The sequence below is a fragment of the Streptomyces argenteolus genome, assembly GCF_042902585.1.
Lineage (GTDB): Bacteria > Actinomycetota > Actinomycetes > Streptomycetales > Streptomycetaceae > Streptomyces > Streptomyces argenteolus.
In genome coordinates, this window is record NZ_JBIBEG010000003.1 from 243,467 (window position 1) to 265,477 (window position 22,011).

At 71.0% G+C, this 22,011-nt stretch carries 24 protein-coding genes; 8 read left to right on the top strand and 16 right to left on the bottom strand.

Annotation, left to right across the window (positions count from 1 at the left end):
• Positions 1 to 5 precede the first annotated feature (5 nt).
• The 3 genes from ACFY8O_RS13625 to ACFY8O_RS13635 are packed head-to-tail and all read right to left on the bottom strand — an operon-like array spanning position 6 to position 3,408.
• On the bottom strand, positions 6 to 752 hold the full coding sequence (locus ACFY8O_RS13625; RefSeq protein WP_145805259.1) for a succinate dehydrogenase/fumarate reductase iron-sulfur subunit: 747 nt from the start codon (positions 750 to 752) through the stop codon (positions 6 to 8).
• Positions 749 to 2,698 carry a fumarate reductase/succinate dehydrogenase flavoprotein subunit gene (locus ACFY8O_RS13630; protein WP_387901574.1) on the bottom strand — a complete coding sequence of 650 codons (1,950 nt, stop codon included), beginning with the start codon at positions 2,696 to 2,698 and terminating at the stop codon, positions 749 to 751. Before ACFY8O_RS13630 ends, ACFY8O_RS13625 begins: the two co-directional genes overlap by 4 nt.
• 2 nt (positions 2,699 to 2,700) lie before the next feature.
• Entirely contained in the window at positions 2,701 to 3,408 is a 708-nt protein-coding gene (locus ACFY8O_RS13635; protein ID WP_387901577.1) for a succinate dehydrogenase, read from the bottom strand.
• Positions 3,409 to 3,503: 95 nt separating this feature from the next.
• Here ACFY8O_RS13635 and ACFY8O_RS13640 point away from each other — a divergent pair, with 95 nt between their 5' ends.
• Positions 3,504 to 4,436 (top strand): LysR family transcriptional regulator, encoded by a 933-nt coding sequence (locus tag ACFY8O_RS13640; RefSeq protein WP_387901580.1) that lies wholly within the window; start codon positions 3,504 to 3,506, stop codon positions 4,434 to 4,436.
• 10 nt (positions 4,437 to 4,446) lie between these two features.
• On the opposite strand, the gene ACFY8O_RS13645 is transcribed toward ACFY8O_RS13640, so the two are convergent.
• From ACFY8O_RS13645 to ACFY8O_RS13660, 4 genes are all read right to left on the bottom strand, one after another.
• The gene (locus ACFY8O_RS13645; RefSeq protein WP_145805266.1) at positions 4,447 to 6,621 is read right to left on the bottom strand and encodes a putative bifunctional diguanylate cyclase/phosphodiesterase; all 2,175 of its coding nucleotides are present in this window, start codon (positions 6,619 to 6,621) and stop codon (positions 4,447 to 4,449) included.
• The gene (locus ACFY8O_RS13650; RefSeq protein WP_145806093.1) at positions 6,618 to 7,436 is read right to left on the bottom strand and encodes an SAM-dependent methyltransferase; all 819 of its coding nucleotides are present in this window, start codon (positions 7,434 to 7,436) and stop codon (positions 6,618 to 6,620) included. Before ACFY8O_RS13650 ends, ACFY8O_RS13645 begins: the two co-directional genes overlap by 4 nt.
• A 202-nt stretch (positions 7,437 to 7,638) precedes the next feature.
• Positions 7,639 to 8,595: an SCO0930 family lipoprotein gene (locus tag ACFY8O_RS13655; protein ID WP_387901582.1), complete on the bottom strand. Its 957-nt coding sequence runs from the start codon at positions 8,593 to 8,595 to the stop codon at positions 7,639 to 7,641.
• Positions 8,596 to 9,200: 605 nt separating this feature from the next.
• Entirely contained in the window at positions 9,201 to 9,344 is a 144-nt protein-coding gene (locus tag ACFY8O_RS13660; RefSeq protein ID WP_167526162.1) for a hypothetical protein, read from the bottom strand.
• On the opposite strand from ACFY8O_RS13660, the gene ACFY8O_RS13665 reads away from it, so the two are divergent.
• The gene (locus ACFY8O_RS13665; protein WP_145805270.1) at positions 9,343 to 10,110 is read left to right on the top strand and encodes a bestrophin-like domain; all 768 of its coding nucleotides are present in this window, start codon (positions 9,343 to 9,345) and stop codon (positions 10,108 to 10,110) included. The genes ACFY8O_RS13660 and ACFY8O_RS13665 overlap by 2 nt on opposite strands.
• Before the next feature lie 189 nt (positions 10,111 to 10,299).
• Positions 10,300 to 10,836: a hypothetical protein gene (locus tag ACFY8O_RS13670; RefSeq protein WP_145805271.1), complete on the top strand. Its 537-nt coding sequence runs from the start codon at positions 10,300 to 10,302 to the stop codon at positions 10,834 to 10,836.
• Between the two features lie 96 nt (positions 10,837 to 10,932).
• Here the strand turns inward: ACFY8O_RS13670 and ACFY8O_RS13675 are convergent, their stop codons facing one another.
• Positions 10,933 to 11,589 carry a hypothetical protein gene (locus ACFY8O_RS13675; RefSeq protein ID WP_387901586.1) on the bottom strand — a complete coding sequence of 219 codons (657 nt, stop codon included), beginning with the start codon at positions 11,587 to 11,589 and terminating at the stop codon, positions 10,933 to 10,935.
• Between the two features lie 324 nt (positions 11,590 to 11,913).
• On the opposite strand from ACFY8O_RS13675, the gene ACFY8O_RS13680 reads away from it, so the two are divergent.
• Complete coding sequence (locus tag ACFY8O_RS13680) at positions 11,914 to 12,576, top strand: class F sortase (protein ID WP_387901589.1); 663 nt, start codon at positions 11,914 to 11,916, stop codon at positions 12,574 to 12,576.
• Between the two features lie 25 nt (positions 12,577 to 12,601).
• Here ACFY8O_RS13680 and ACFY8O_RS13685 read toward each other — a convergent pair whose 3' ends face one another.
• Positions 12,602 to 13,447 carry a polysaccharide deacetylase family protein gene (locus ACFY8O_RS13685; RefSeq protein ID WP_387901592.1) on the bottom strand — a complete coding sequence of 282 codons (846 nt, stop codon included), beginning with the start codon at positions 13,445 to 13,447 and terminating at the stop codon, positions 12,602 to 12,604.
• A gap of 163 nt (positions 13,448 to 13,610) precedes the next feature.
• Here ACFY8O_RS13685 and ACFY8O_RS13690 point away from each other — a divergent pair, with 163 nt between their 5' ends.
• Entirely contained in the window at positions 13,611 to 14,072 is a 462-nt protein-coding gene (locus ACFY8O_RS13690) for a universal stress protein (RefSeq protein ID WP_145805280.1), read from the top strand.
• Positions 14,073 to 14,090: 18 nt separating this feature from the next.
• Here ACFY8O_RS13690 and ACFY8O_RS13695 read toward each other — a convergent pair whose 3' ends face one another.
• Positions 14,091 to 15,296, bottom strand: coding sequence for a CapA family protein (locus tag ACFY8O_RS13695; RefSeq protein WP_387901595.1), 1,206 nt, complete (start codon positions 15,294 to 15,296; stop codon positions 14,091 to 14,093).
• Positions 15,297 to 15,553: 257 nt separating this feature from the next.
• Here ACFY8O_RS13695 and ACFY8O_RS13700 point away from each other — a divergent pair, with 257 nt between their 5' ends.
• Positions 15,554 to 16,123, top strand: a complete 570-nt coding sequence (locus tag ACFY8O_RS13700) for a sigma-70 family RNA polymerase sigma factor (protein ID WP_145805284.1) — start codon at positions 15,554 to 15,556, stop codon at positions 16,121 to 16,123.
• On the opposite strand, the gene ACFY8O_RS13705 is transcribed toward ACFY8O_RS13700, so the two are convergent.
• Entirely contained in the window at positions 16,057 to 16,254 is a 198-nt protein-coding gene (locus ACFY8O_RS13705; protein ID WP_145805286.1) for a zf-HC2 domain-containing protein, read from the bottom strand. The two genes, ACFY8O_RS13700 and ACFY8O_RS13705, sit on opposite strands and share 67 nt — an antisense overlap.
• 111 nt (positions 16,255 to 16,365) lie before the next feature.
• Here ACFY8O_RS13705 and ACFY8O_RS13710 point away from each other — a divergent pair, with 111 nt between their 5' ends.
• Complete coding sequence (locus ACFY8O_RS13710; protein WP_387901597.1) at positions 16,366 to 16,875, top strand: hypothetical protein; 510 nt, start codon at positions 16,366 to 16,368, stop codon at positions 16,873 to 16,875.
• 74 nt (positions 16,876 to 16,949) lie between these two features.
• Here ACFY8O_RS13710 and ACFY8O_RS13715 read toward each other — a convergent pair whose 3' ends face one another.
• The 4 genes from ACFY8O_RS13715 to ACFY8O_RS13730 form a co-directional block, all read right to left on the bottom strand.
• The gene (locus ACFY8O_RS13715; RefSeq protein ID WP_387901600.1) at positions 16,950 to 18,179 is read right to left on the bottom strand and encodes a sensor histidine kinase; all 1,230 of its coding nucleotides are present in this window, start codon (positions 18,177 to 18,179) and stop codon (positions 16,950 to 16,952) included.
• Positions 18,176 to 19,666 (bottom strand): sodium/solute symporter, encoded by a 1,491-nt coding sequence (locus tag ACFY8O_RS13720; protein ID WP_145805292.1) that lies wholly within the window; start codon positions 19,664 to 19,666, stop codon positions 18,176 to 18,178. The genes ACFY8O_RS13715 and ACFY8O_RS13720 overlap by 4 nt, the downstream gene beginning before the upstream one ends.
• Positions 19,663 to 20,025: a hypothetical protein gene (locus ACFY8O_RS13725; protein ID WP_145805294.1), complete on the bottom strand. Its 363-nt coding sequence runs from the start codon at positions 20,023 to 20,025 to the stop codon at positions 19,663 to 19,665. Before ACFY8O_RS13725 ends, ACFY8O_RS13720 begins: the two co-directional genes overlap by 4 nt.
• A gap of 62 nt (positions 20,026 to 20,087) precedes the next feature.
• Positions 20,088 to 20,840 carry a LytR/AlgR family response regulator transcription factor gene (locus ACFY8O_RS13730; RefSeq protein WP_387901604.1) on the bottom strand — a complete coding sequence of 251 codons (753 nt, stop codon included), beginning with the start codon at positions 20,838 to 20,840 and terminating at the stop codon, positions 20,088 to 20,090.
• A 73-nt stretch (positions 20,841 to 20,913) separates the two neighbouring features.
• Between ACFY8O_RS13730 and ACFY8O_RS13735 the strand changes: the two genes are divergently transcribed.
• Positions 20,914 to 21,126 carry a zf-HC2 domain-containing protein gene (locus tag ACFY8O_RS13735; protein WP_145805298.1) on the top strand — a complete coding sequence of 71 codons (213 nt, stop codon included), beginning with the start codon at positions 20,914 to 20,916 and terminating at the stop codon, positions 21,124 to 21,126.
• Between the two features lie 10 nt (positions 21,127 to 21,136).
• Here ACFY8O_RS13735 and ACFY8O_RS13740 read toward each other — a convergent pair whose 3' ends face one another.
• Positions 21,137 to 21,997: an Fpg/Nei family DNA glycosylase gene (locus ACFY8O_RS13740; RefSeq protein WP_145805300.1), complete on the bottom strand. Its 861-nt coding sequence runs from the start codon at positions 21,995 to 21,997 to the stop codon at positions 21,137 to 21,139.
• Positions 21,998 to 22,011: the final 14 nt, after the last annotated feature.

The window sequence follows — 22,011 nt, forward strand, 5'->3', positions numbered from 1 at the left end:
GTGGTTCAGCGGCGCACCCTGCGGTTGGCCCGGAGCCACTCCTTGTTCATCGCGGTGATCGAGGGCAGCGGGATGCCCTTGGGGCAGGCCGTGGCGCACTCCCCGGTGAGGGTGCAGCCGCCGAAACCCTCCTCGTCCATGGTGGCGACCATGTCGAGGACCCGGGTCTCGCGCTCGGGTGCCCCCTGCGGGAGCACGTTGAGGTGGTTGATCTTCGCCGAGGTGAAGAGCATCGCCGAACCGTTCGGGCAGGCGGCCACGCAGGCGCCGCACCCGATGCACTCGGCGTGCTCGAAGGCGGAGTCCGCGTCCGGCTTGGGTACCGGGGTGGCGTGCGCGTCGGGCGCCGTACCGGTGGGCGCGGAGATGTACCCGCCGGCCTGGATGATCCGGTCGAAGGAGGAGCGGTCGACGACGAGGTCCTTGACGACCGGGAAGGCGGAGGCGCGCCACGGCTCGATGTCGATCGTGTCGCCGTCGTCGAACGCGCGCATGTGCAGCTGGCAGGTGGTCGTGCGCTCGGGGCCGTGGGCGTCGCCGTTGATGACGAGGCTGCACGCGCCGCAGATGCCCTCGCGGCAGTCGTGGTCGAAGGCGACGGGGTCGTCCCCGCTGAGGATGAGCTCCTCGTTGAGGGTGTCGAGCATCTCCAGGAACGACATGTCCTTGGAGATGCCGTCGACCTCGTAGGTCGCCATGGCGCCGGGCGCCTCGGCGTTCTGCTGGCGCCAGACGCGCAGGGTGAGCTTCATGCGTAGCTCCGCTGGGTGGGGTGGACGTACTCGAAGACGAGGTCTTCCTTGTGCAGGACGGGGGCGGCGCCGGTCTGGCTGAACTCCCAGGCGGCGGCGTAGGAGAACTCCTCGTCGCGACGGGCCGCTTCGCCGTCCGGGGTCTGCGACTCCTCGCGGAAGTGGCCGCCGCAGGACTCGGCGCGGTGCAGGGCGTCGAGGCACATCAGCTCGGCGAGCTCCAGGTAGTCGACGACCCGGTTGGCCTTCTCCAGCGACTGGTTGAACTGCTCGCCGGTGCCAGGGACCTTGATCCGGCGCCAGAACTCCTCGCGGATCTGCGGGATACGGTCCAGCGCCTTGCGCAGCCCTTCCTCGGTGCGCGCCATTCCGCAGAACTCCCACATCAGTTCACCGATCTCACGGTGGAAGGAGTCCGGGGTCCGGTCCCCGTCGACCGCGAGGAGCAGGTTGAGCCTGTCCTCGGTCTCGGCGACGGCCTCGGCGACCGCGGGGTGTCCGGCGTCGACCTCCTCCGCGTGCGGGTTGCGGGCGAGGTAGTCGTTGATGGTGGCCGGCAGGACGAAGTAGCCGTCGGCGAGGCCCTGCATCAGCGCGGAGGCGCCGAGGCGGTTGGCACCGTGGTCGGAGAAGTTGGCCTCACCGATGGCGAAGAGCCCGGGGATCGTGGTCTGGAGGTCGTAGTCGACCCAGAGGCCGCCCATCGTGTAGTGCACGGCGGGGTAGATCCGCATGGGGGTCTCGTACGGGTTCTCCGCGGTGATGCGGGCGTACATGTCGAAGAGGTTGCCGTACTTCTCCTCGACCTTCTTCCTGCCCATGCGGGCGATGGCCTCGGCGAAGTCGAGGTAGACACCCTGGCCGCCCGGCCCCACACCGCGGCCCTCGTCGCAGACGTTCTTGGCGGCGCGGGAGGCGATGTCGCGGGGGACGAGGTTGCCGAAGGCGGGGTAGATGCGTTCCAGGTAGTAGTCCCGCTCCTCTTCGGGGATCTGGGCGGCGGGGCGGTCGTCGCCCTTGGCCTTCGGGACCCAGATGCGTCCGTCGTTGCGCAGCGACTCACTCATCAGCGTCAGCTTCGACTGGTGGTCGCCGGTGCGCGGGATGCAGGTGGGGTGGATCTGGGTGAAGCAGGGGTTCGCGAACCAGGCGCCGCGGCGGTGGGCACGCCAGATCGCCGTGGCGTTGGAGTTCATGGCGTTGGTCGACAGGTAGAAGACGTTGCCGTAGCCGCCGCTGGCCAGGACGACCGCGTCGGCGAAGTACGTGTCGATCTTCCCGGTGACGAGGTCGCGGGCCACGATGCCGCGTGCTTTCCCGTCGACGACGATCAGGTCGAGCATCTCGGTGCGGGAGTGCAGTTCGACGTTGCCCGCGGCGATCTGGCGGGAGAGCGCCTGGTAGGCCCCGAGGAGGAGTTGCTGCCCCGTCTGGCCGCGCGCGTAGAAGGTGCGGGAGACCTGGACCCCGCCGAAGGAGCGGTTGTCGAGCAGACCGCCGTACTCGCGGGCGAAGGGGACGCCCTGGGCGACGCACTGGTCGATGATCTCCACGGAGATCTCGGCCAGGCGGTGGACGTTGGACTCGCGGGCGCGGAAGTCCCCGCCCTTCACCGTGTCGTAGAAGAGCCGGTGGACGGAGTCACCGTCGTTGCGGTAGTTCTTCGCCGCGTTGATCCCGCCCTGCGCGGCGACGGAGTGCGCGCGCCGGGGCGAGTCCTGGAAGCAGAACTGGACGACGTGGTAACCCTGTTCGGCGAGTGTCGCCCCCGCCGACCCGCCGGCCAGCCCGGTGCCCACGACGATGACGGTGTGCTTGCGGCGGTTGGCGGGGTTGACCAGCTTCGCCTGGAAGCGGCGGGTGTCCCAGCGGTCGGCGACGGGTCCCGTGGGCGCCTTGGCGTCGACGACGGGCTCACCGGTCCGGTAGTTCGTGTAGTCGCTCATGGTCAGGTCACCACTCCGGTCATCACGGCGACGGGCACGGAGACGAAACCGGCCGTCAGTACGACTGCGAGGACGTTGGCCAGCGTCTTCAGGACGCGGTCCCGGGCCGCGCTGCCCACTCCGAGGGTCTGGGCCGCACTCCAGAACCCGTGCTGGACGTGCAGGCCGAGGGCGAGCACGGCGACGATGTAGATGACGTTGCCGTACCAGGTCGAGAAGGTGTCGAGCACGTTCTGGTACGGGCGCCCCGCCTGGAAGCCGCCGGTGTGCACGGTGCCGGTCGTGAGGTCCAGGATGTGCCACACGATGAACAGCGCGAGGATGACGCCGCCGTAGCGCATGGTGCGCGTGGCATAGCTGGAGCGCGCCTTCTTGTGCACGTACGCCGTCGGGCGGGCCCTGAGGTCACGGCGGCTCAGCTGGTACGCGGAGACGGCGTGCAGGACGACCGCCGCGACGAGGACCACCCGGACCAGCCACAGCGCCCACTCGTGGTGCAGGAAGGGCTCGCCGAGCGTACGGAGCCAGTGCGCGTAGTGGTTGAACTCGTCGGATCCGAAGAAGATCTTCAGGTTGCCCAGCATGTGGACCACCAGATAACCGAGCATGATCAGGCCACTCACAGCCATGATCGTCTTCTTGCCGACGGACGAGTCCCAGAGCGTACGCGTCATGGACGGCCGTCGGTCCGTCCGCGTTGCCAATGCCATGGACACGACGCTAGAGGCGAAAGGCATCATCAGTCCAAGACATGAAATGACTCATCTCCATAGGCATGCGCTATGGAGCTCGTTAGGCTCGCGCCATGCACTTCCAGCAGCTCACCTATTTCGTGGCCGTGGCGGAGGCCAGGCACTTCACCCGGGCCGCCGAGCAGGTGCACGTCTCGCAGCCCTCCCTCTCCCAGCAGATCAAGGCGCTGGAGAGCGAGCTGGGCGCCGAGCTCTTCAGCCGGGCCCGGGGCAACATCGCGCTCACCGACGCGGGCGAGGCACTCCTGCCGCTGGCGCGCCGGATCCTGGCGGACGCCGACACCGCGCGCCACGAGGTGCAGGAACTGGTGCAGCTGCGCAGGGGCAGGGTCAGGCTCGGCGCCACCCCGAGCGTCTGCACCGGCCTGCTGCCCGACGTGCTGCGCGCCTTCCACGGTGCCCACCCGGGGATCCAGCTCCTGATCGAGGAGGGCGGCTCCCTCGACCTCGTACGGCAGCTGGCCAGGGGTGCGCTGGATCTGGCCCTGCTGGTGCTGCCCCTCCCGGCCGCCTCGCCGGCGCTGACCACGGTGGAGCTGCTGCACGAAGACCTGGTGGTCGTGTCGTCGGCCTCGCGGCCCGCACCCGGCCGCAAGGGCTCGGTGCACATCGCCGATCTGGAGAACGAGCCACTGGTGATGTTCCGGCACGGCTACGACCTGCGGGAACTCACCGTGGCCGCGTGCCGCGCCGAGGGCTTCGAGCCGGCCTTCACGGTCGAGGGCGGCGAGATGGACGCCGTCCTCGGCTTCGTACGGGCGGGCCTCGGGGTCGCCGTGGTGCCCAGCATGGTCGCCGTGCGCGCGGGCCAGGACCTGCGGACGACACCACTGGCCTCGCCGGGCCTGCGCCGCACGATCGCGCTCGCGCACCGCAGCGACGTCGAGCCGCCGCGCGCGGCACGCGAGCTGCAGCGCATGCTCCTGGGGTCGGGGCCGCACGTGATGCCCCCGGCCGCCGGCGGGACGGGCCCGTCCGGCGGCTGAGACCTCCTCCTCAGATCGCGTCCGCCAGCACCAGCGCGTGGATGCGGTCCGGGGCTCCCGGCCGCGCGTAGTACCAGCCCTGCGCGGTGTCGCAGCCGAGCTGCCTCAGCTGCTCGGCCTGCGCCCCCGTCTCCACTCCCTCGACCGTGACCGCGAGGTCGAGGCTGTGGGCCAGCGAGACGATGCCCTCGACGATCTTCAGATCGACCGGGTCGGCCGGGTGGTGCTGCATGCCCTGGGTGAAGGAACGGTCCAGCTTGAGGACGCTCACCGGAAGCCGGCGCAGGTTCGCCAGGTTCGAGTAGCCCGTGCCGAAGTCGTCGAGCGCGATGTCGACGCCCATCTCCGCCAGTTGACGCAACGGCTTGAGCAGGTCGTCGTCCGCGCCGATCAGCGCGGACTCGGTGACCTCCAGGCAGAGCGCACCGGGTTCGAGGCCGGAACGTTCCAGTACGTCGACCGTCTCGGCCACCAGGTTCGGGTGGTGCAGCTGGGTCGGGGAGAGATTCACGTTGATCCGCAGCGGACCGCCGTCGGTGTGGCGTTCCTGCCAGAAGTTCGCCTGGCGCACGGACTCCTCGAGCACCCAGCGGCCCAGCGGCACTATCAGCCCCGTGTGTTCCGCGAGCGGGATGAAGCGGTCCGGGCCGAGCACCCCGTGCTGCGGGTGGCACCAGCGCACCAGCGCCTCGGCACCGTGCACGCTGCCGTCCCCGAGGTGGACCAGCGGCTGGTACTCGATGAAGAACTCTCCGCGGTCCAGGGCCGTCGGCAGCGCCGTGGTCAGTCCGTGCCGGGTGATGGCCCGGGCGTCCGCCTCCGCGTCCGCGAGCGCGAAGCGGTTGCCTCCGGCCGCCTTCGCCCGGTACATCGTGATGTCCGCGCTGCGCAGCACCTCGGCGGCGGAGCGCTCGCCGGACGGGCCTTCGACGATGCCGACCGATCCGCGTACGGTCAGCTCCCGGCCGTCCAGCCGCACCGGCGTGGCGAGCGCCGAGAGGATGCGTCCGGCCAGCTCGTGGACCTCGTCCTGGGTGGCCGGTCCCGTCGTGAGGGCCACGAACTCGTCACCGCCGAGCCGCGCGACCATCTCGCCGGGCGCCGTGGCGCAGCTCTGCAGCCGGTCGGCGACCTCCACCAGGAGCCGGTCCCCCGCCGCATGGCCGAGGCTGTCGTTGATCGCCTTGAAGCCGTCCAGGTCCAGGTAGCAGAGGCCGAAGCGCATGCCCTCCCTCGGCGCGAGGGCCTTCTCCAGCCGTTCGAAGAAGAGCGTGCGGTTGGGCAGGCCCGTGAGCGCGTCGTGGGTCGCCTCGTAGCGCAGCCGCAGGTTGAGCAGCCGCCGTTCGGTGGTGTCCTCCATGAGGGCGAGCTGGTATTCGGGATTGCCCTCCGGGTCCCGGAGCAGCGACACGGTGAGGTTGGTCCAGAGCACGGTGCCGTCGTTGCGGTAGTACGGCTTCTCGACGCTGTAGTGCTCGCGTTCCCCGCGCACCAGCTCGTCGTAGTACTTCCACACGTGAGGTGAGTCCTCGGGATGGACCCATTCGTTCACCTTGTGGCTGCGGACGTGGTTCTCCAGGCCGCCGAACATCCGGGTGAGCGTGTCGTTGATCTCCAGGATGTTGCCTTCGAGGTCGGCGATCCCGATCCCGATGGCGGCGTCCTTGAAGACGGCGCGAAAGCGTGCCTCGGTGGCGTGCAGGGCCTGCTCGGCGTTCGAGCGCGCCGTGAGGGCCGAGCGGGCGATGGCCTCCTGCTCGGCGAGCGTCCGCTCGCGCAGCGCCTGGGTGAACCCCCCGGCGAGCATGTGCTGGATGCGCGCACACCGCGCCCTGCTGTCCTCCGTGGACAGGTCCACCGGGCCGTTGCCACCGCAGTAGAGCACCAGGTAGGAGTCGACGACGCCGAGGGTGGAGCTCAGGGCGTCGGGGTCGGTGCAGTGCGCCGCCACCAGGGCCGCACCGACGCGGTGCGCGGGCGCGGCGTCGAAGACCCGCGCGTGCAGGATGGCGCTGAGTTCGCGGGCCAGCGGCAGCAGGTGTTCCTCGAACTCGGGGCGGGTCATGGAGGTGGCCGTGGAGGGGAAGATCGCCCGGCTCCAGATGGTGGCGAATCTCCGGAGCCGGCCCTCGGGGCCGTCGGGTTCCGCGTCCGGCGCGCCGGACGACTGGACGGGAATGCTCACGCCGTGCGCCCAACCCCGGCGAAGCCCGAGTAGGCGAAGGGGTCTTCCTGGGCGAGCGCCTCCGGGGACTCCGGACGCCACTCGGGCATGGAAACGAGCCCGGGCTCGACCATCTCGTACCCCTCGAAGAAGCGGCTGATCTCCGCGCGCGAACGCATGATCAGCGGATTGCGGATGGTGCGGTAGACGTCGACCGTCCCCCCCGCCACCTCCTCCGTGAGCGGAATCCCCTCGTACGAGGCGTGCGTCAGGATCAGCAGGCTGCCGGGCGCCATCGCCTCGCGCAGCTCGGCCACCGCGGCGTACGGATCGTCGGCGTCCTCGATGAAGTGGAGGACCGCGACCAGGAGCAGCGCCACCGGCCTGTCCAGGTCGAGGAGGCCCGTGACCTCGGGGTGCTCCAGGATCTCCTGCGGCTTGCGCAGATCGGCGGCGGCGATGACCGCGCGCTCGTTGCCTTCGAGGACCACCTGACTGTGTGCGACCGCGACCGGGTCGTGGTCGACGTAGGCGATCCGGGCCTCCGGGTCGGCCGCCTGGGCGACTTCATGGACATTTCCGAATGTCGGTATGCCGGACCCTATGTCCAGGAACTGAGTGACGCCCGAAGCGACGGCGTACTGCACCGCCCGCCGCATGAATGCCCGATTGGCCTGCATGACCTTGGGCAGACCCGGCATGAACTCCATGGCCTTGCGGGCCGCTTCCCTGTCCACCTCGAAATTGTGCGATCCGCCCAGATAGAAGTCGTACATGCGAGACACGCTCGGCATCGAGATGTCTATGCCCTGCGGTGCCCAGGCGGGACGCTCCATCGATGTCTCCAACAAGTCGCCACGGTGATCCGGCCATGTTCATGGTCAGTGTGGACCAGAGGCTACTGATCGGCCGCCAGGAGAGCGAGTGGAAACGGAAATTAGAGATCCGTTATTGGTCACACGCCGGAGGCAAGTGCGACTGATCCGTCGCTGCGTGTGAACATGCAGCGACGGACCGGTACCACGGTCTCTTCTGTTCCTACTTGGGCACTCCGGCAAGCTTCGCCTCGGGGGTGACGGCGTACCATGTGCCCCCGACACCCTGGCCGTTGGTGTCCCCCGGCTTCGCGTCACCGGAGAAGGTGTAGAGGGGCCAGCAGTCGAGCGACTGCTGATCGATACCGTCGGGCCGGTTGAACGTGACGAATCCCTTCGTGGTGACGCCCTCGACGTCATTCTTCGCCACGGGGCTGACGACGGGCCACTTCTTGAGGCAGTCCCCCGTGCACGCGGACTTCATCGGCCAGGCCGAGTCCTTCTTGAAGCGGTAAACCGTCATGCCGCGCTTGTCGACGACGATCTCACCGAGTTCCGGATCCTTACGGACCGAAAGTCCGGCGGCGTCGGCCTGCCCTCCCCCGGCGGGGGCGTCGGCCTTCGGGGCCGCTTTCTTTCCGTCCGGAGCGGCGGCGAACCAGGTTCCTCCGACCCCCTGCCCCTTGGCGTCACCGGGGGCCGTGTCCGCGGCATAGCGATACACCGGCCAGCCCCCGACCGTCAGCTGTTCGGTGCCGTCGTCGCGGGTGATCTTGCCGATCAGCGAGGCGTCGGTACCCGCCGCCGCCGTGGCGTTGCGCGCGGACACCACAGGCCACGTCTTCGCGCAGTCGCCCTCGCAATGGGAGGCGGGCGGGTCGGCGGTGTCCTTGTCGAACCGGTAGAGCGTGAAGCCCTCGCCGTCGGTCAGCACCTCGCCCAGTTCCTTGCTGTCCCACACCGCGAGCTGTCCGGCCTCCGCGGGGGCCTCGCTCGCGCCGGCGCCCGATCCGTAGCCTCCGTCCGAGCCGTATCCCTCGGCCTGCTGCTGCGCGGGGGCGGCGTTGCCCACGGCCTGACCGGTGGTGGACGAGGGGTCCTTCTCCTGACCGCACGCCGCCGTCAGTGCCACCAGGGTCAGCGCCGTCACCACGAGCGAGGCGTTCCGCCAGGTATTCATGTCGACTCCCGTTGTCCTGCTGCCGTTCGTGACGCGGGCCCACGTCTCTGTCGGCCCTAGGTACGGGCGACGGGTACCGGGGCGTTCAAGCGGGTGGCGACAAGTTTCGGCGGGCGCAAACGTGAATCGCCGAATGTCCCACCATCAGGGGAATCGGCTCATCCGTCCGCGTGTGGGGCTGCCGGGGGGTACATGCTCCCCGGCGTGTACGGATCACGCATATGGCGGATGACGGCCGCCACCCTCCTCCTGCTGCTCACCGTCCCGCTGCCCGCCGCGGCCGGTGACGACTGCGCCGTCGCCTCCATCGGGCAGGGGGACGGCGGCTCGTCCATCGCCGTGGCGGGCGAGGGACGGTGCGGGGCGGTCATCGCCGAGCCCGAACCACCGCCCGAGCCACCACCGCCACCACCGCCACCACCGCCCGAGCCACTACCGCCTCCACCACCACCGCCTCCGCCACCTCCACCACCTCCACCTCCTCCCCCACCTCCGCCCCCACCCGCCCCCGCACCACCCCTTCCTGAGCCAGAGCCGGAACCCTCGCCGCCGCCCACCACCGCGCGCCCCGCGCCACCGGCCCCGTCACCCGTGGCGCGCCCTGCCTACCGGAAGCCGCCGCGCAAGACACCCAGGAGCGGACCGTCGCTGGTCTCGCTCACCCTCCTGATCACCGCACCCGCCGTCTTCGCCGTGGCTGTGCTGCGGCCCCGCTCCTCCCGCTGACCGACGAGATGAAGGGAACTCATGTCCGAATGGCTTGTACTCACGATCGCGATGGCATCGGCCTGCGCCGTCGTCCTGACGATCGCGGTCCTCAGCAACCGCCGCATCGCGGAGGACGACGACCCGTCCGAAACCCCCGACGTCATCGAGTACATGACGATGATGATCGGCGTGGTGTACGCGATCGTGCTCGGCCTGGCCATCGCCGGCGTCTGGGAGGCGCGCGGCGCCGCCCAGGAGTCCGTACGCCTGGAGGCCCAGGCCCTGCACGAGGTGAGCGCGCGGTCGGCCGTCTATCCGGCCGAGGTCCGCGACCGCATCCGCTCGGACGTGGACGCGTACGTGGCGCATGTGGTGGACGACGAGTGGAGGTGGATGACGGATCACGGCAGCCTCACGGAGGAGGGCACGAGACTCCTCGACCGGGTACGCGCCGATGTCACGGAGTACGTACCGCGGACGGACCACGAAGGGCAGGCCTACCAGCCGCTGGTGGACCAGGTGGCCGCCGTCGACGACGCGCGAGGGGCCCGGGGACAGAACGCGGGGGCGACCATGCCGGGGGTGGTGTGGTTCGGCCTGATCACGGGGGCGGTCGTCACCGTCGGGCTGATCTTCACGCTCCAGATCCGCAGAACGTTCCGTGAACTGCTGCTGGCGGGCCTCTTCAGCGTGCTGATCGCCTTCCTGCTCTTCCTGATCTGGGACTTCGACGCGCCCTTCGGCCGCGGCATCTCGGCGACCACGGCCCCGTTCGTCGACCTGTTCCCGCACGCCGCGAAGGGGTAGCCGGCCCCCGGAAGCAGCCGCCTCGTACCCCCGGCCGGTGCGCCGGCCGGGGGACAAGGCTGCCCCATTCGCCTGACCCCGATCGCGGGTGATATGCGGCACTTCTAGCGTTTCGGTCATCGAGGCGCATGTCTCGTCCCTCGCGGAAAACCGTTCCGCGGCTGCGCCTCGGGACCCGGAGGATTCACCATGCGCGCGATACGTGTCGCACCCGTCGCCCTGCTGGGCGCCGCCGCCTGCCTTCTGATTGCTCCCACCGCGTCGGCCCTTGCACCCACCGGCGGCACGTCCACCTCGTTCACACCGACCATCACTCCGTCGACGGTCGCGCCGGGCGGTCAGGTCACCCTCGGCGCCGTGGGGTGCACGAGCGACGCGACCGCGTTCTCGGGCGTGTTCGACACCACCACCATCCCCAGCGGCCGTTCGGCCACCGCCACGGTCGACTGGGACGCCCGCCGGGGGGCGGTCTACGAGGTGACCTTCCGCTGCGGCACCACCACACGGTCGGCGAACCTGACCATCACGAGTGCCGCCACCAGCTCCCCCACCACGGCGCCCACGACCAGTTCCACGGCCTCCCCCAGCGGGGTGCTGGGCGGCCTCGGCGGCAGCGTCGACACGATGGACCCCGCGGAGATCGCGGCCGGCTCCGCGCTCGTGGCGGTCGCCGCGGCCGGCTCCGTCTACTTCCTGCGCCGACGGCGTACCGGCCGTCAGCACTGAAAGCCGGTCACCACCTGCCGGCACGGCAGTCGCCCCGGGTCCTGATCCAGGACTCGGGGCGACGGGCGTATCGGGCCGGACGGGAGGCTGGACGCGTCAGATCGCCGCATTGCTCATCCGGCGACGGACGACGAAGACCGCACCACCGACGGCAGCCGCCGCCACGAGGCCGCCCCCGACCTGCATCTCGACGGAGCTGGGGCCCATCGAGCCGCCGAGGCCACCCTGCGCACCCCGGGAGGGCAGCACGGTGAAGCGGGCCGTGGCGACCGGGTCCCCGTTGCCACCGTTGCCGCCTTGGCCGCCGTTACCGCCCTGGCCACCATTGCCGCCCTGGCCGCCGTTGCCACCCTGGTTGCCCTGGCCGCGGTCGCCGCCGTTGCCGCCCTGGCCTCCGTCACCTCCGTTGCCGCCGCCGAAGTTGTTGCCACTGTCGTTGCACCGCACGGACAGGCTGTACTGCCCGGGCGTCGCGTCGTCCCTGATGTGCGCCGTGGCGTAGCCGACCCGGCCGGGCGAGAGGTTCACCGTCGGGAAGGCGTTCGACCACACCTTGCCGCCGGAACGGCCACAGCCCTCTGCGCTGACCTGCATCGTGGCGCCCTGGTGGACCGAGGACGGGTTGACGGTGACATTGGTCGGTACGTTGGTCGGGTTGCTGCCCGGACCGCCGCCTGCGGCGGCCAGCGGTGCGGCGAGCCCGACCGCGGCGAACGCGGTCGCGGTCACCGCGAGAGTGCGTGAACCACGCATCGTTGAACCTCCAGCGGGAAGCGCCCCGGAGTCCTGTCCTCCGGAATCATTCGACGAATACGCGTCCCATGACGAACCCTCACCAGATATGCGATTCGTCGCACTTCGGCACTGCTCCACCCCGGTGAGCCGACACGCCGTGACGCCTCCTCAGGAACTGACGGATCCGCAGGTCACGGACCGTCAGAACTTTTATCCGCTCATTACTCCGAAATGAAGCCGCCGTCATCCGCACCCGGTCGGCGGCCACCCGTTCGCTCCTCCCTGATCGCCGCCGCGCGGACGCGCCCCTAGCGTGTGCGATGTCGCGACGAAGGGAGAACCATGAGCCGGGACCAGTGGGGCGCGGAGCGGAGAAGACACACACCGTGGGGCGCGATCGCCCTGGTCATGCTGACCGGGCTCGCTCTCATGCGGAACGGCGTGGAGACATCCCCCGGGCCGCCCCAGCCCGCCGCAGCCGCCTCCGTGGCGGGCCCGCGCGATTCGGCGGTGACGGTGCCCGCCGACGGCGACCCGGTGCAGCCGCTCGCCTACGCCCCCGCCTCCCGCGTGCAGATCCCGTCGATCCAGGTCGACGCGCCCATTGTCGACGTGAACCTGGATCCGGCGGGCTGGATCGAGGCGCCCCCCGCCCAGGACCCGAATCTCGCCGGCTGGTACCAGAACGGCATCGCCCCCGGCCAGCGCGGCACCGCTGTGGTGGTCGGCCACGTGGACAATCTGTCCGGCCCGGCGGTCTTCTACGGCCTGGGCTCCCTGACGAAGGGCCATCAGATCGAGGTGTCGCGCTTCGACGGCCGGACCGCCGTGTTCGAGATCTACGGCGTCGAGGTCTTCGACAAGAACGACTTCCCCGGCCCGCTGGTGTACGGCGACACCGGCCACGCCGAACTGCGGGTCATCACCTGCGGCGGGGGCTACACGAAGGCCGGCGGATACGACGGGAACGTCGTGGTCTTCGCCCGGCTGGCCGAGACCCGGTGAGCGGTGCGGGAAGCCCGCACCGCCGTCAGCTGCGGTTCGGGACGGTCGGGCGGTAGCCCTTCTCGATGAGCGCGGGCAGATATCTCCGCAGCGCCGCCACGCTCTGGGACCGGTTGCCGCCCGCGTCGTGCGACAGCACCACCACACCGGGCGCCGCGCCCTTCTTCACCCTGCGGACGATGGTGTCGGTGCCCGGAGTGGTCCAGTCCAGGGTGTCCACGGTCCAGGCCATCGGTTCCATCCCCATCGCGGCACCGATCTCGAAGGAGTTGCGGTTCCAGGCACCGTAGGGGGCGCGGTACCAGAGCGGCGGAGTGCCCAGCGTCTTCTCGATCACCTCGCTGGTGCTGCCCAGTTCGTCGCGGACCTCCGCCCGGGAGAGCTTGGGGATCAGGGGGTGCGACCAGGTGTGGTTGCCGACCACGTGCCCGTCGTCCGCCATCTCGCGCAGCAGGTCAGGGTTGTCGGCCGCCATCTCGCCGCAGACGAAGAACATCGCCCTGACGTCGTACGCCCGCAGCGTGGCAAGGATGTCGGGTGTGTACCGCGGATCGGGGCCGTCGTCGAAGCTGAGCACCATCGCGTCACGGCCCAGCTCCGGCAGTTCCTCGAAGGGACGCGTGCGGACGGGTGGCGGGGCCGGCCGGAAGCGGGAGGGGGCGGTCGAGGTCATGGGGCGCAGCCGGTAGGCGCCGGGACCCGCCTGGGCTCTCGCCGGGGGTCCGGAGGCCGGTGCGGGTGGCTCCCCACCGGGCCGCGCCGGCGTGCCGGCCGGATCCGCGGCGACCACGTGCACCGCGGTGACAGCCCCCAGGGCGAAGCTGAGGCGCAGCAGCGTGCGGCGGTCGGGAGAAATCTGATCATGCTTCATGACCAACTGCTCGCACAAACTTCCGCTCGCGTCGGCGCTCGACACCCGGGATGTCCTGAGGTGCACCCGATGGAACGAGCGGCGGGGGCGCTTGGCGCGGGCGCGGCGGACGACAGGGAGGCTGCCAGGGGCGCGCGCGAGGGGAACGGCTACGCTCAGGGCCGTGAGTGATCAGCAACGCCACCGGTTCGAGCGCGGCACCGACGGCCCCAAGGTGATCGTCGCCGGCATCGACGGCTCGGAGTCCTCGATGCGGGCCGCGGCGTACGCGGCGGGGCTCGCCCGCCGGCAGGGGGCGATGCTCGCCCTCGTCTACGTCCAGCCGGTGATGTCGGCCGGTGTCGCCCTGGGAGCCCCGGTCGCCGACACGACCGGCGAGGTCGCGGAGGGGCTGGTGAGCGAGATCAGGGAGGCGACCGAGCGGCTCAAGGACATATGGAACGTCCGCTGGGAGTTCCACACCTTCCACGGCGATCCGTACAACGGGCTCGTGACGGCGGCCGACGAACTGAAGGCGGACGCCGTGGTGGTGGGGGCGTCGGAGTCCGCCGGGCACCGCTTCGTCGGCTCGGTGGCGGTGCGCCTGGTGAAGGCGGGGCGCTGGCCCGTCACGGTCGTACCGTAGGCCCGGGCGGGGACCCCGTCACCCGCCGGACACCAGGCCGTCCTGGGCGGCGCCCCGGCTGAGCACGACCCCGCTGATCCGGTCGCGGATCTCGCGCAGGCGGGCGTCGCCGCCGACGGCACCGGAGCCGAGGCCGACGATCCGGCCCGCTTGTGCGTCGAACCACTGCGGGAGGAATTCGGCCTTCTTCACCGTCCAGCGCTGTCCCGGACTCGCGGGCGGCGCGAAGGTGAAGCGGCCCATCGAACTCTCGCCCGCGCGGGGATCCTGCGCCCCTTCGTGGTCGACCATGGATCCGGCGATCTGGTTCCCCATGCCGTAGACGATCCAGGTTCCGCCGACCTTCTCGTAGGCCTGCGGGACATGGGCGTGCGTTCCGATGATCAGGTCGATGTCGGGACGCCCACCGGTGCCGGACGCGGTGAGTTCCCGGCCGAGTCCGAGCTGCACGTCGTCGGGAGCCTCCTGCCATTCGGTGCCCCAGTGCAGCGAGACGACGACCACGTCGGCGCCTGCCCGGCGGGCTGCCCTCGCGTCGGCGACGATCCGGTCCTTGTCGATGAGGTCGACCGCCCACGGCTGCCCGGCGGGCAGCGGGATGTCGTTGGTGCCGTAGGTGTAGGCGAGGTGGGCCACCCGGGCCGCGTCCTTGCCCTTGCCCGCCCTGAGCAGGGTGGGGCGCGAGGCCTCCTCGGCGGAGCGGGCGGAGCCGGCGTGCGCGATCCCCGCCCGGTCCAGGGCGTCCAGCGTGCGCCCGATGCCCTGCGCGCCGTCGTCCAGGGTGTGGTTGGAGGCCGTGGAGCAGGAGTCGAAGCCGGTGGCACGCAGGGCCGTGGCCACCTCCGGAGGCGACTTGAAGGTCGGGTAGCCCGTGTAGGGGCCGCCCTGCTGCCCGTACACCGTCTCCATGTGGCAGATGGCCAGATCCGCACTCGACACGGCCGGGGCCGCGCCCTTGAGCATGGGACGGAAGTCGTAGCCCTTGCCGTCCGCGTCCGTCGCCGCACGGTCGATGATCGTCGCGTGCGGGAGGATGTCGCCCGATGCCAGCAGCGTGAAGGTGCGCCCGTCGTGGGCCTCCGCTCCCGCGCCGTTCGCTCCCCGCTCTGCGGGGTGGTGGCGCCCGGCGAAGCCTGGTGCGGACTGCTGTCCGGTGCAGGCGGTTGCGGTGGCGAGCAGACCTGCGACGGCGATCGCCGCGCCCAGTCGGATGCGCTTCGTCATCGGCACGACTCCCAGTTCGGATGATTTCGGCCATCCGAATACACATATATTCACACTGGCGAGTCAAGGACAAAGGCGCCCAAGTACCTGAATCGGCCGTATCGGTGTCCGCCGACCGTTCACCGCACCACTCGCCGCTCCGTGCGACCGCTCGGCGCACGTCTCGGTGCACCGCCTGTTCCCCCGGGCCCCGATGCGTTCGTATACGCCAGGCGGGAGCGAGGCGTCAGGGGCCTCTTCGGGAAAGGACGTTCACGATGACCACTGCGACAACCGATGAGCGGGCCCTCGCGGAGCTCCAGCGGGAACACGGACCCGCGCTCTTCCACTTCCTGCTGGGCCTGACGTTCGGTGACCGGCAGCGTGCGGAGGACCTGCTGCAGGAGACGCTGGTACGCGCCTGGCTCCACCCGGAGGCGTTCGACGCGCCGTACGAGTCGATGCGCCCCTGGCTCTTCACGGTCGCCCGGCGACTCGCGATCGACGCCCGCAGGTCTCGTCAGGCGCGTCCGGCCGAGGTCAGCGACATGGTCCTGGAGAGCTCCCCCGCACTGGAGGACACGGCGGATTCGGCGGTCCACGCCCTCGACGTCCGCGAGGCCGTCAGGACGCTCAGCCCGGAGCACCGCGCGGTGCTCGTGCAGATCTACTTCCGAGGGCTCAGCGTCGGCGAGACCGCGCAGGCGCTCGGCATACCGCCGGGGACCGTCAAGTCCCGTTCCTACTACGCGCTGCGCCTGCTGTCGCGCAGCCTTCCCGGCTATTCCAGCAGGTCGTCCACCCTGAGCAGTGCGAGCAGGGAGACTGCGTCCGCGACCTCCACGTAGGCCGCGGCGCAGGTCTCGCACCGCTGGAGGTGCCCGGCGACGCGAACGCTCTCGTCGGCGGTCAGGGCGTCCAGCACATAGGCGCCCAGCAGCTGCCGCACATGCGCGTCGCCACCGCGGTCGACACTCATCGCACCTCGAATCTCCCGACGGATCCTGCTCTTCTGGCCACGCGGGGCACGTGCCCCCGGTTCAATGCTGCGTGGAGCCCGGTGCCGAGTCGACGAAAGAGGCGAGACGGGATGCGTCCCGAACATCACGAAGGAACCGGTGGGGGCGGGCTGGTGGTCCCGATGGCCTGGATGTACTCCGAGTACATCGCCGACGAGGTGCTGGTGACCGGTGACCTGATGGAGCCGACGACGCTGGAGTACCGCGCGGGGCGTGACGCGCTCGCCCTGACGATCTTCCTGTCCGACGGTGCGGTGGCCGAAGAGCTGCCGGCCGCCCGGATGGACGAGCTACGGCTGCTCACGGCGTACGGGACCGCCTGGAGACGGTGGGTCTGTGCCCGGCTGGACGCGCTGGAGCGGCCGACCGTCCCGGCCGGGCAGGACGATCCCGACCTCGCGCTGGCGCGGGCGGCCTGGCGGTGGCTGGAGGAGACCGAGCTGCTGGCGGCCGACCTCGACGCGATCGGCCCGCAGCCGTGGGAGCCGGTGGGCGACGAGGAGGGGGGCGAGGCTCAGGTGTGGACGCCCGCGTGGCAGCTGGGCCTGCCGCTGGGGCACCTGGCGGTCCACTTGTACTGAGCGGGGCGGGCACCGGTCGGGGCGGGCCGGCCGCACGGGCCCGCCGGCAGCGAGCCGGGCGGCCCCACCGCGGGTCAGGAACCGTGCACGCCTGCCCGGTACTTGGGCAGCCGCAGGGTGATCTTCATGCCCGCGCCGACGCCCGTCTCGATGACCAGCCCGTACTCGTCGCCGTACACCTGGCGGAGCCTTTCGTCCACGTTGAGCAGGCCGATGCCGGAGGAGGCTCCGCCCTCACCGCGCAGGACCTTCCGCAGGCGCTCGGGCTCCATCCCCGTCCCGTCGTCCTCGATGACCACCTCCGCCTCCGCGCCCGCGTCCAGGGCGCTGATGGTGATGCGGATCGGGGCGTCCCCCGGGCGTTCGAGGCCCCCGGAGGACCTGGGAAGCGTGACGGCGCCCTCCAGGCCGTGCTTGACCGCGTTCTCGACCAGAGGCTGCAGACAGAGGAACGGCAGGGCAACCGGCAGCACCTCCGGGGCCACCTGGAGCGTCACCGAGAGCCGTTCCCCGAACCGGGCCCGCACCAGCGCCAGATACTGGTCGATGGAGTGCAGTTCGTCGGCCAGGGTGGTGAACTCACCGTGCCTGCGGAACGAGTAGCGGGTGAAGTCGGCGAACTCCAGCAGCAGTTCACGCGCGCGCTCGGGGTCCGTCCGGACGAACGACGCGATGGCGGCCAGCGAGTTGAAGATGAAGTGCGGGGAGATCTGGGCGCGCAGGGCCTTGATCTCGGCCTCGATCAGCTGCGTCCGGGAGCGGTCGAGCTCGGCGAGTTCGAGCTGTACGCAGACCCAGCGGGCCACCTCCCCCGCCGCCCTCGCCAGCACCGCCGATTCACGGGGCGCGTAGGCGACGAGCGTGCCGAGGACCCGGTGGTCGACCGTCAGGGGCACGGCCACGGCCCAGCGCAGCGGACAGTCGAGGTCGCCGCAGTCGCTGTGGAAGGCGGTGTCCCTCCCGCTGGCGAGAAGCCCCCGGACGTGGTGCATCACGTCCTTGCCGTGGTGCTCCCCCTCGCCGTCCCAGACCAGCACCCGGTCGCGGTCGGTGAGACAGAGGGCATCGGTTCCGAGCAGTGAGCGCAGCCCGCGCGCCGACCTGCGCGCGCTCTCCTCGGTGAGTCCGGCGCGCAGCGGCGGCGCGGCGAGCGAGGCCGTGTGCAGGGTCTCGAAGGTGGCGTGCTCGACAGGCGTGCCGACGTCGCTGGTGCGCACGGGACGGGCGGTACGCCCCAGGAGGAAGCCCGTGCCGAACAGCAGCAGGGCGAGCACCGCGATGGCGGCGATCCCGGCTCCGGTCATCGTCCTCGCCCCGAGGTCAGTGCTTCCGGGAGATGGAAGCGGCTCATCGCCGCGTTGGTGCCCGGCGGTATCCGCCCCGGTGTGGCCAGGGAGACCAGGATCATGGCGAGGAAGCCGACGGGCACCGACCAGACGGCGGGCCAGGCGAGCAGGGCGTGCGGCCAGCCGGGCGGGCGCACCGCGCCGCTGACGGTGATGGCCACGGAGAGCAGCGCCGAGCCGCCACCGAGCAGCAGCCCCGCGATGGCGCCCGGCGGGGTGAGCCGGCGCCACCAGATGCCGAGGACGAGCAGGGGGCAGAAGGACGACGCCGACACCGCGAAGGCCATCCCGACCGCGTCGGCGACCGGTACCCGGCTGACCACCAGCGAGCCGGCCAGCGGCACCGCGATGGCGAGGACCGTGGCCAGCCGGAAATGGCGTACGCCCCGCGAGGGCAGGACGTCCTGCGTGATCACTCCGGCCACGGCCATGGTGAGCCCGGACGCGGTCGAGAGGAACGCGGCGAACGCGCCGCCCGCCAGCAGCGCGCCCAGCAGGTCACCGCCCAGACCGCCGATCACCCGGGCCGGCAGCAGCAGCACGGCGGCGTCGGCCTCGCCGCCGTGGATGAGCTCGGGTGCGTAGAGCCGGCCGAGGGCTCCGTACACCGGGGGCAGGAGGTAGAACAGGCCGATCAGGGCGAGGACGGCCACCGTGGTCCGGCGCGCGTCGCGGCCGTTGGGGCTGGTGTAGAAGCGGACCACGACGTGGGGCAGGCCCATCGTCCCGAGGAAGGTCGCCACGATGAGGCCGTACGTCGCGTAGAGCGGATGGTCCGCGCGGAACACGGAGACCTGCTCGTCGAAGGTGACGTGAGGGCTGCCGTCACCCCGCCAGGCCAGCACCAGAAAGATCGCCGGCACCAGCAGCGCGGTGAGTTTCAGCCAGTACTGGAACACCTGCACGAAGGTGATCGACCGCATGCCTCCCGCCGCGACGGCCACCACCACGACGGAGGCGACGAGCACGTCCCCGAGCCATCCCGGCGCACCGGTGAGGATCTTGAGCGTGAGGCCGGCTCCCTGGAGCTGTGGCACGAGGTACAGCCAGCCCGCCCCGACGACGAACACGCTGACCAGACGGCGTACCTGCCGTGATTCGAGGCGCCCCTCGGCGAAGTCGGGCAGGGTGTACGCCCCCGAGCGGCGCAGCGGGGCCGCGACGAACACCAGCAGCACCAGATAGCCGGCGGTGTAGCCGACCGGGTACCAGAGCATGTCGGGGCCGTGCACCAGGACGAGTCCCGCGATGCCGAGGAAGGAGGCCGCGGACAGGTACTCGCCGCTGATCGCCGCGGCGTTGAGCCGTGGCCGGACGGTGCGGGAGGCGACGTAGAAGTCGGAGGTGGTGCGGGATATCCGCAGGCCGAACCCGCCGACGAGCACGGTGGCGAGGACGACGAGGGCGACCGCCGCCACCGCTGCCGGGTGGCCGGACAGGCTCACGGTGCGGGACGGCCTTCCACGAGCCGGGCGAAGTCACGTTCGTTGCGCTCCGCACGGCGTACGTACCACCAGGCGGCGAGCGTGAGCGGCGGGTAGGTGGCGAACCCGAGCACGGTCCAGACGACGGCGTCGCTGTGCAGGGCCTCGAAGACGAGGGGCAGGGTCCCGGCGACGAGGGCCAGCACGGCGAAGGTGGTGAGTCCGGCGCGGAGCTGGCTGCGCATCAGTGAGCGTACGTAGGCACCGCCGAGGGCGGTCTGCTCGTCGATCTCCGACTGGGCGCGGTAGCGGGGCAGCGGACGTACGCGCCGGGGCTCGCCCACGACCACTTCGCGCCGGGGCGTGCTCTCTGCGGACATGGGCCCGGAGTTTAGGCGGCGCGGGGGCCGGCTGGGAAGGGGCTGCCGGCGGTAGGGCCAGGTCAGCGGCCACCCTGCCGCATCAGAAGATCGCGCAGGGCACGGGTGTGGCGGCGGCTGACGGCCAGCTCGGCCTCGCCGATGCGGACGCTCATGCTGCCGGCGTCGAGCCGGAGTTCGTCGATCCGGCTCAGGGCGACGAGATGGCGGCGGTGGATGCGGACGAAGCCCCGGGAGCGCCAGCGCTCCTCCAGCGTGGTCAGCGGGATACGGACGAGGTGGCTGCCGGCCGCCGTGTGCAGCCGGGCGTAGTCGCCCTGGGCCTCGGCGTACGCGATGTCCTCGACGGGCACGAAGCGGATCACGCCGCCCAGCTCGACGGCGATCTGGTCGGCGGCGGCGTCGGTGACGGACGCGGAGCGTTCGCCGACCTGTTCGGCGACGCGGCGTACGGCTTCCGCCAGACGCTCGCGGCGGACCGGCTTGAGCACGTAGTCGACCGCCTTGAGGTCGAAGGCGTGCACGGCGAAGCCCTCGTGGGCGGTGACGAAGACGATGAGCGGGGGCGCCGCGAAACCGGCCAGCAGCTGCGCCACGTCGAGTCCGGTCAGCCCCGCCATGTGGATGTCCAGGAAGACGACGTCGATCGCCGAGGGGTCCTCCGGCCCGGCGTCCACGGCACCCCCGATGCGGCGCAGCGCCTCCGTGGCGCCGGTGGCTCCCTCGGCGCTGCGGATGCGGGGGTCCGCCCGCAGGAGATAGAGGAGTTCCTCCAGGGCGGGTTCTTCGTCGTCGACGGCGAGTACGCGCAGCATGAGGCCGGAGTGTAGGTGGTTTCCCGGAACGATGGCGTGAGTGGTTCGCGGGGTCCCTCACGTACCTGAAGGCATGCCCGCCATCGAACCTCATGTCGCCGCCGGGGCCTACGCGCTCGGGGTGCTCGGGGCCGCCGACGCCTGTCGTTTCGAGCAGCATCTGGTGGAGTGTCCGGCGTGCGTGGTCCAGGTGCGCGAGCTCGGCGGGGTGGCGGATGTCCTGGCGGCGTTCGCCCGGCTGCTGCCGCCCGGCGGACTGCCTCCTGCGGCGCGGTGGCGGAGGTGACCGCGCGGCGTCACTTGAGCAGCCGGGACATCCGCCGGTCGGCGAGGGGCTTGCCGCCGGTCTGGCAGGTGGGGCAGTACTGGAGTGAGGAGTCGCTGAACGACACCTCCAGCACGGTGTCGCCGCACACGGGGCAGGGCTGCCCGGTGCGGCCGTGGACACGCATGCTGCTCTTCTTCTCGGCCTTGAGCCGGCCGGCGGCGAGCCCCCGGGACCGTTCCACGGCGTCCTGGAGCGTGGTGCGCATCGCGTTGTACAGATGGGTGATGTCGTCGTCGCCGAGGCTGGTGGTCAGCTTGAACGGGGACATCTTCGCGACGTGCAGGATCTCGTCGCTGTAGGCGTTGCCGATGCCCGCGATCAGCGACTGGTCGCGCAGCGCTCCCTTGACCTGCCGGCGCGCTCCGCCGAGCAGCGTCGCGAACGCATCGCGGTCGAAGGAGGCGGCGAGCGGATCGGGCCCCAGGCGGGCCACCCCGGGTACCTCGGCGGGGTCGCGCACCAGGTGCACGGCAAGGCGTTTGGTGGTGCCCATCTCGGTGAGGTCGAAGCCGTCGCCGCCCGTGAGGACCGTCCGCAGGGCGAGCGGCCCTTTGCCCGGCCGGGGCGGGGTCGCGGGAAAGCTGTCCTTCCACTGCAGCCATCCGGCCCGCGCGAGGTGGATGAGCAGATGGAGCTCCCCGGCCGTGATGTCGAGGAACTTGCCGTGCCGGGCGACGGAGGTGACCGTGGCGCCCTCCAGGGCGGTGGGCGGTGGGTCGTACGTCTTCAGGACGCTGATCGCGAGCGGGAGCACCCGGGCGATCTCCTTGCCGACGAGATGGTCGTCGAGGAAGTCCCTGAGGGCTTCGACTTCCGGCAGTTCGGGCATGCCTCCAGCCTGCC

Coding starts and splice junctions, on each gene's coding strand:
- ACFY8O_RS13635 (WP_387901577.1), bottom strand. CDS start 3,408: ATGGCATTGGCAACGCGGACGGACCGACGGCCGTCCATGACGCGTACG.
- ACFY8O_RS13685 (WP_387901592.1), bottom strand. CDS start 13,447: ATGAAGCATGATCAGATTTCTCCCGACCGCCGCACGCTGCTGCGCCTC.
- ACFY8O_RS13710 (WP_387901597.1), top strand. CDS start 16,366: ATGCGTCCCGAACATCACGAAGGAACCGGTGGGGGCGGGCTGGTGGTC.
- ACFY8O_RS13630 (WP_387901574.1), bottom strand. CDS start 2,698: ATGAGCGACTACACGAACTACCGGACCGGTGAGCCCGTCGTCGACGCC.
- ACFY8O_RS13660 (WP_167526162.1), bottom strand. CDS start 9,344: ATGAGTTCCCTTCATCTCGTCGGTCAGCGGGAGGAGCGGGGCCGCAGC.
- ACFY8O_RS13665 (WP_145805270.1), top strand. CDS start 9,343: ATGTCCGAATGGCTTGTACTCACGATCGCGATGGCATCGGCCTGCGCC.
- ACFY8O_RS13680 (WP_387901589.1), top strand. CDS start 11,914: ATGAGCCGGGACCAGTGGGGCGCGGAGCGGAGAAGACACACACCGTGG.
- ACFY8O_RS13735 (WP_145805298.1), top strand. CDS start 20,914: ATGCCCGCCATCGAACCTCATGTCGCCGCCGGGGCCTACGCGCTCGGG.
- ACFY8O_RS13650 (WP_145806093.1), bottom strand. CDS start 7,436: ATGGAGCGTCCCGCCTGGGCACCGCAGGGCATAGACATCTCGATGCCG.
- ACFY8O_RS13730 (WP_387901604.1), bottom strand. CDS start 20,840: ATGCTGCGCGTACTCGCCGTCGACGACGAAGAACCCGCCCTGGAGGAA.
- ACFY8O_RS13740 (WP_145805300.1), bottom strand. CDS start 21,997: ATGCCCGAACTGCCGGAAGTCGAAGCCCTCAGGGACTTCCTCGACGAC.
- ACFY8O_RS13695 (WP_387901595.1), bottom strand. CDS start 15,296: ATGACGAAGCGCATCCGACTGGGCGCGGCGATCGCCGTCGCAGGTCTG.
- ACFY8O_RS13700 (WP_145805284.1), top strand. CDS start 15,554: ATGACCACTGCGACAACCGATGAGCGGGCCCTCGCGGAGCTCCAGCGG.
- ACFY8O_RS13705 (WP_145805286.1), bottom strand. CDS start 16,254: ATGAGTGTCGACCGCGGTGGCGACGCGCATGTGCGGCAGCTGCTGGGC.
- ACFY8O_RS13655 (WP_387901582.1), bottom strand. CDS start 8,595: ATGAATACCTGGCGGAACGCCTCGCTCGTGGTGACGGCGCTGACCCTG.
- ACFY8O_RS13625 (WP_145805259.1), bottom strand. CDS start 752: ATGAAGCTCACCCTGCGCGTCTGGCGCCAGCAGAACGCCGAGGCGCCC.
- ACFY8O_RS13640 (WP_387901580.1), top strand. CDS start 3,504: ATGCACTTCCAGCAGCTCACCTATTTCGTGGCCGTGGCGGAGGCCAGG.
- ACFY8O_RS13725 (WP_145805294.1), bottom strand. CDS start 20,025: ATGTCCGCAGAGAGCACGCCCCGGCGCGAAGTGGTCGTGGGCGAGCCC.
- ACFY8O_RS13715 (WP_387901600.1), bottom strand. CDS start 18,179: ATGACCGGAGCCGGGATCGCCGCCATCGCGGTGCTCGCCCTGCTGCTG.
- ACFY8O_RS13670 (WP_145805271.1), top strand. CDS start 10,300: ATGCGCGCGATACGTGTCGCACCCGTCGCCCTGCTGGGCGCCGCCGCC.
- ACFY8O_RS13675 (WP_387901586.1), bottom strand. CDS start 11,589: ATGCGTGGTTCACGCACTCTCGCGGTGACCGCGACCGCGTTCGCCGCG.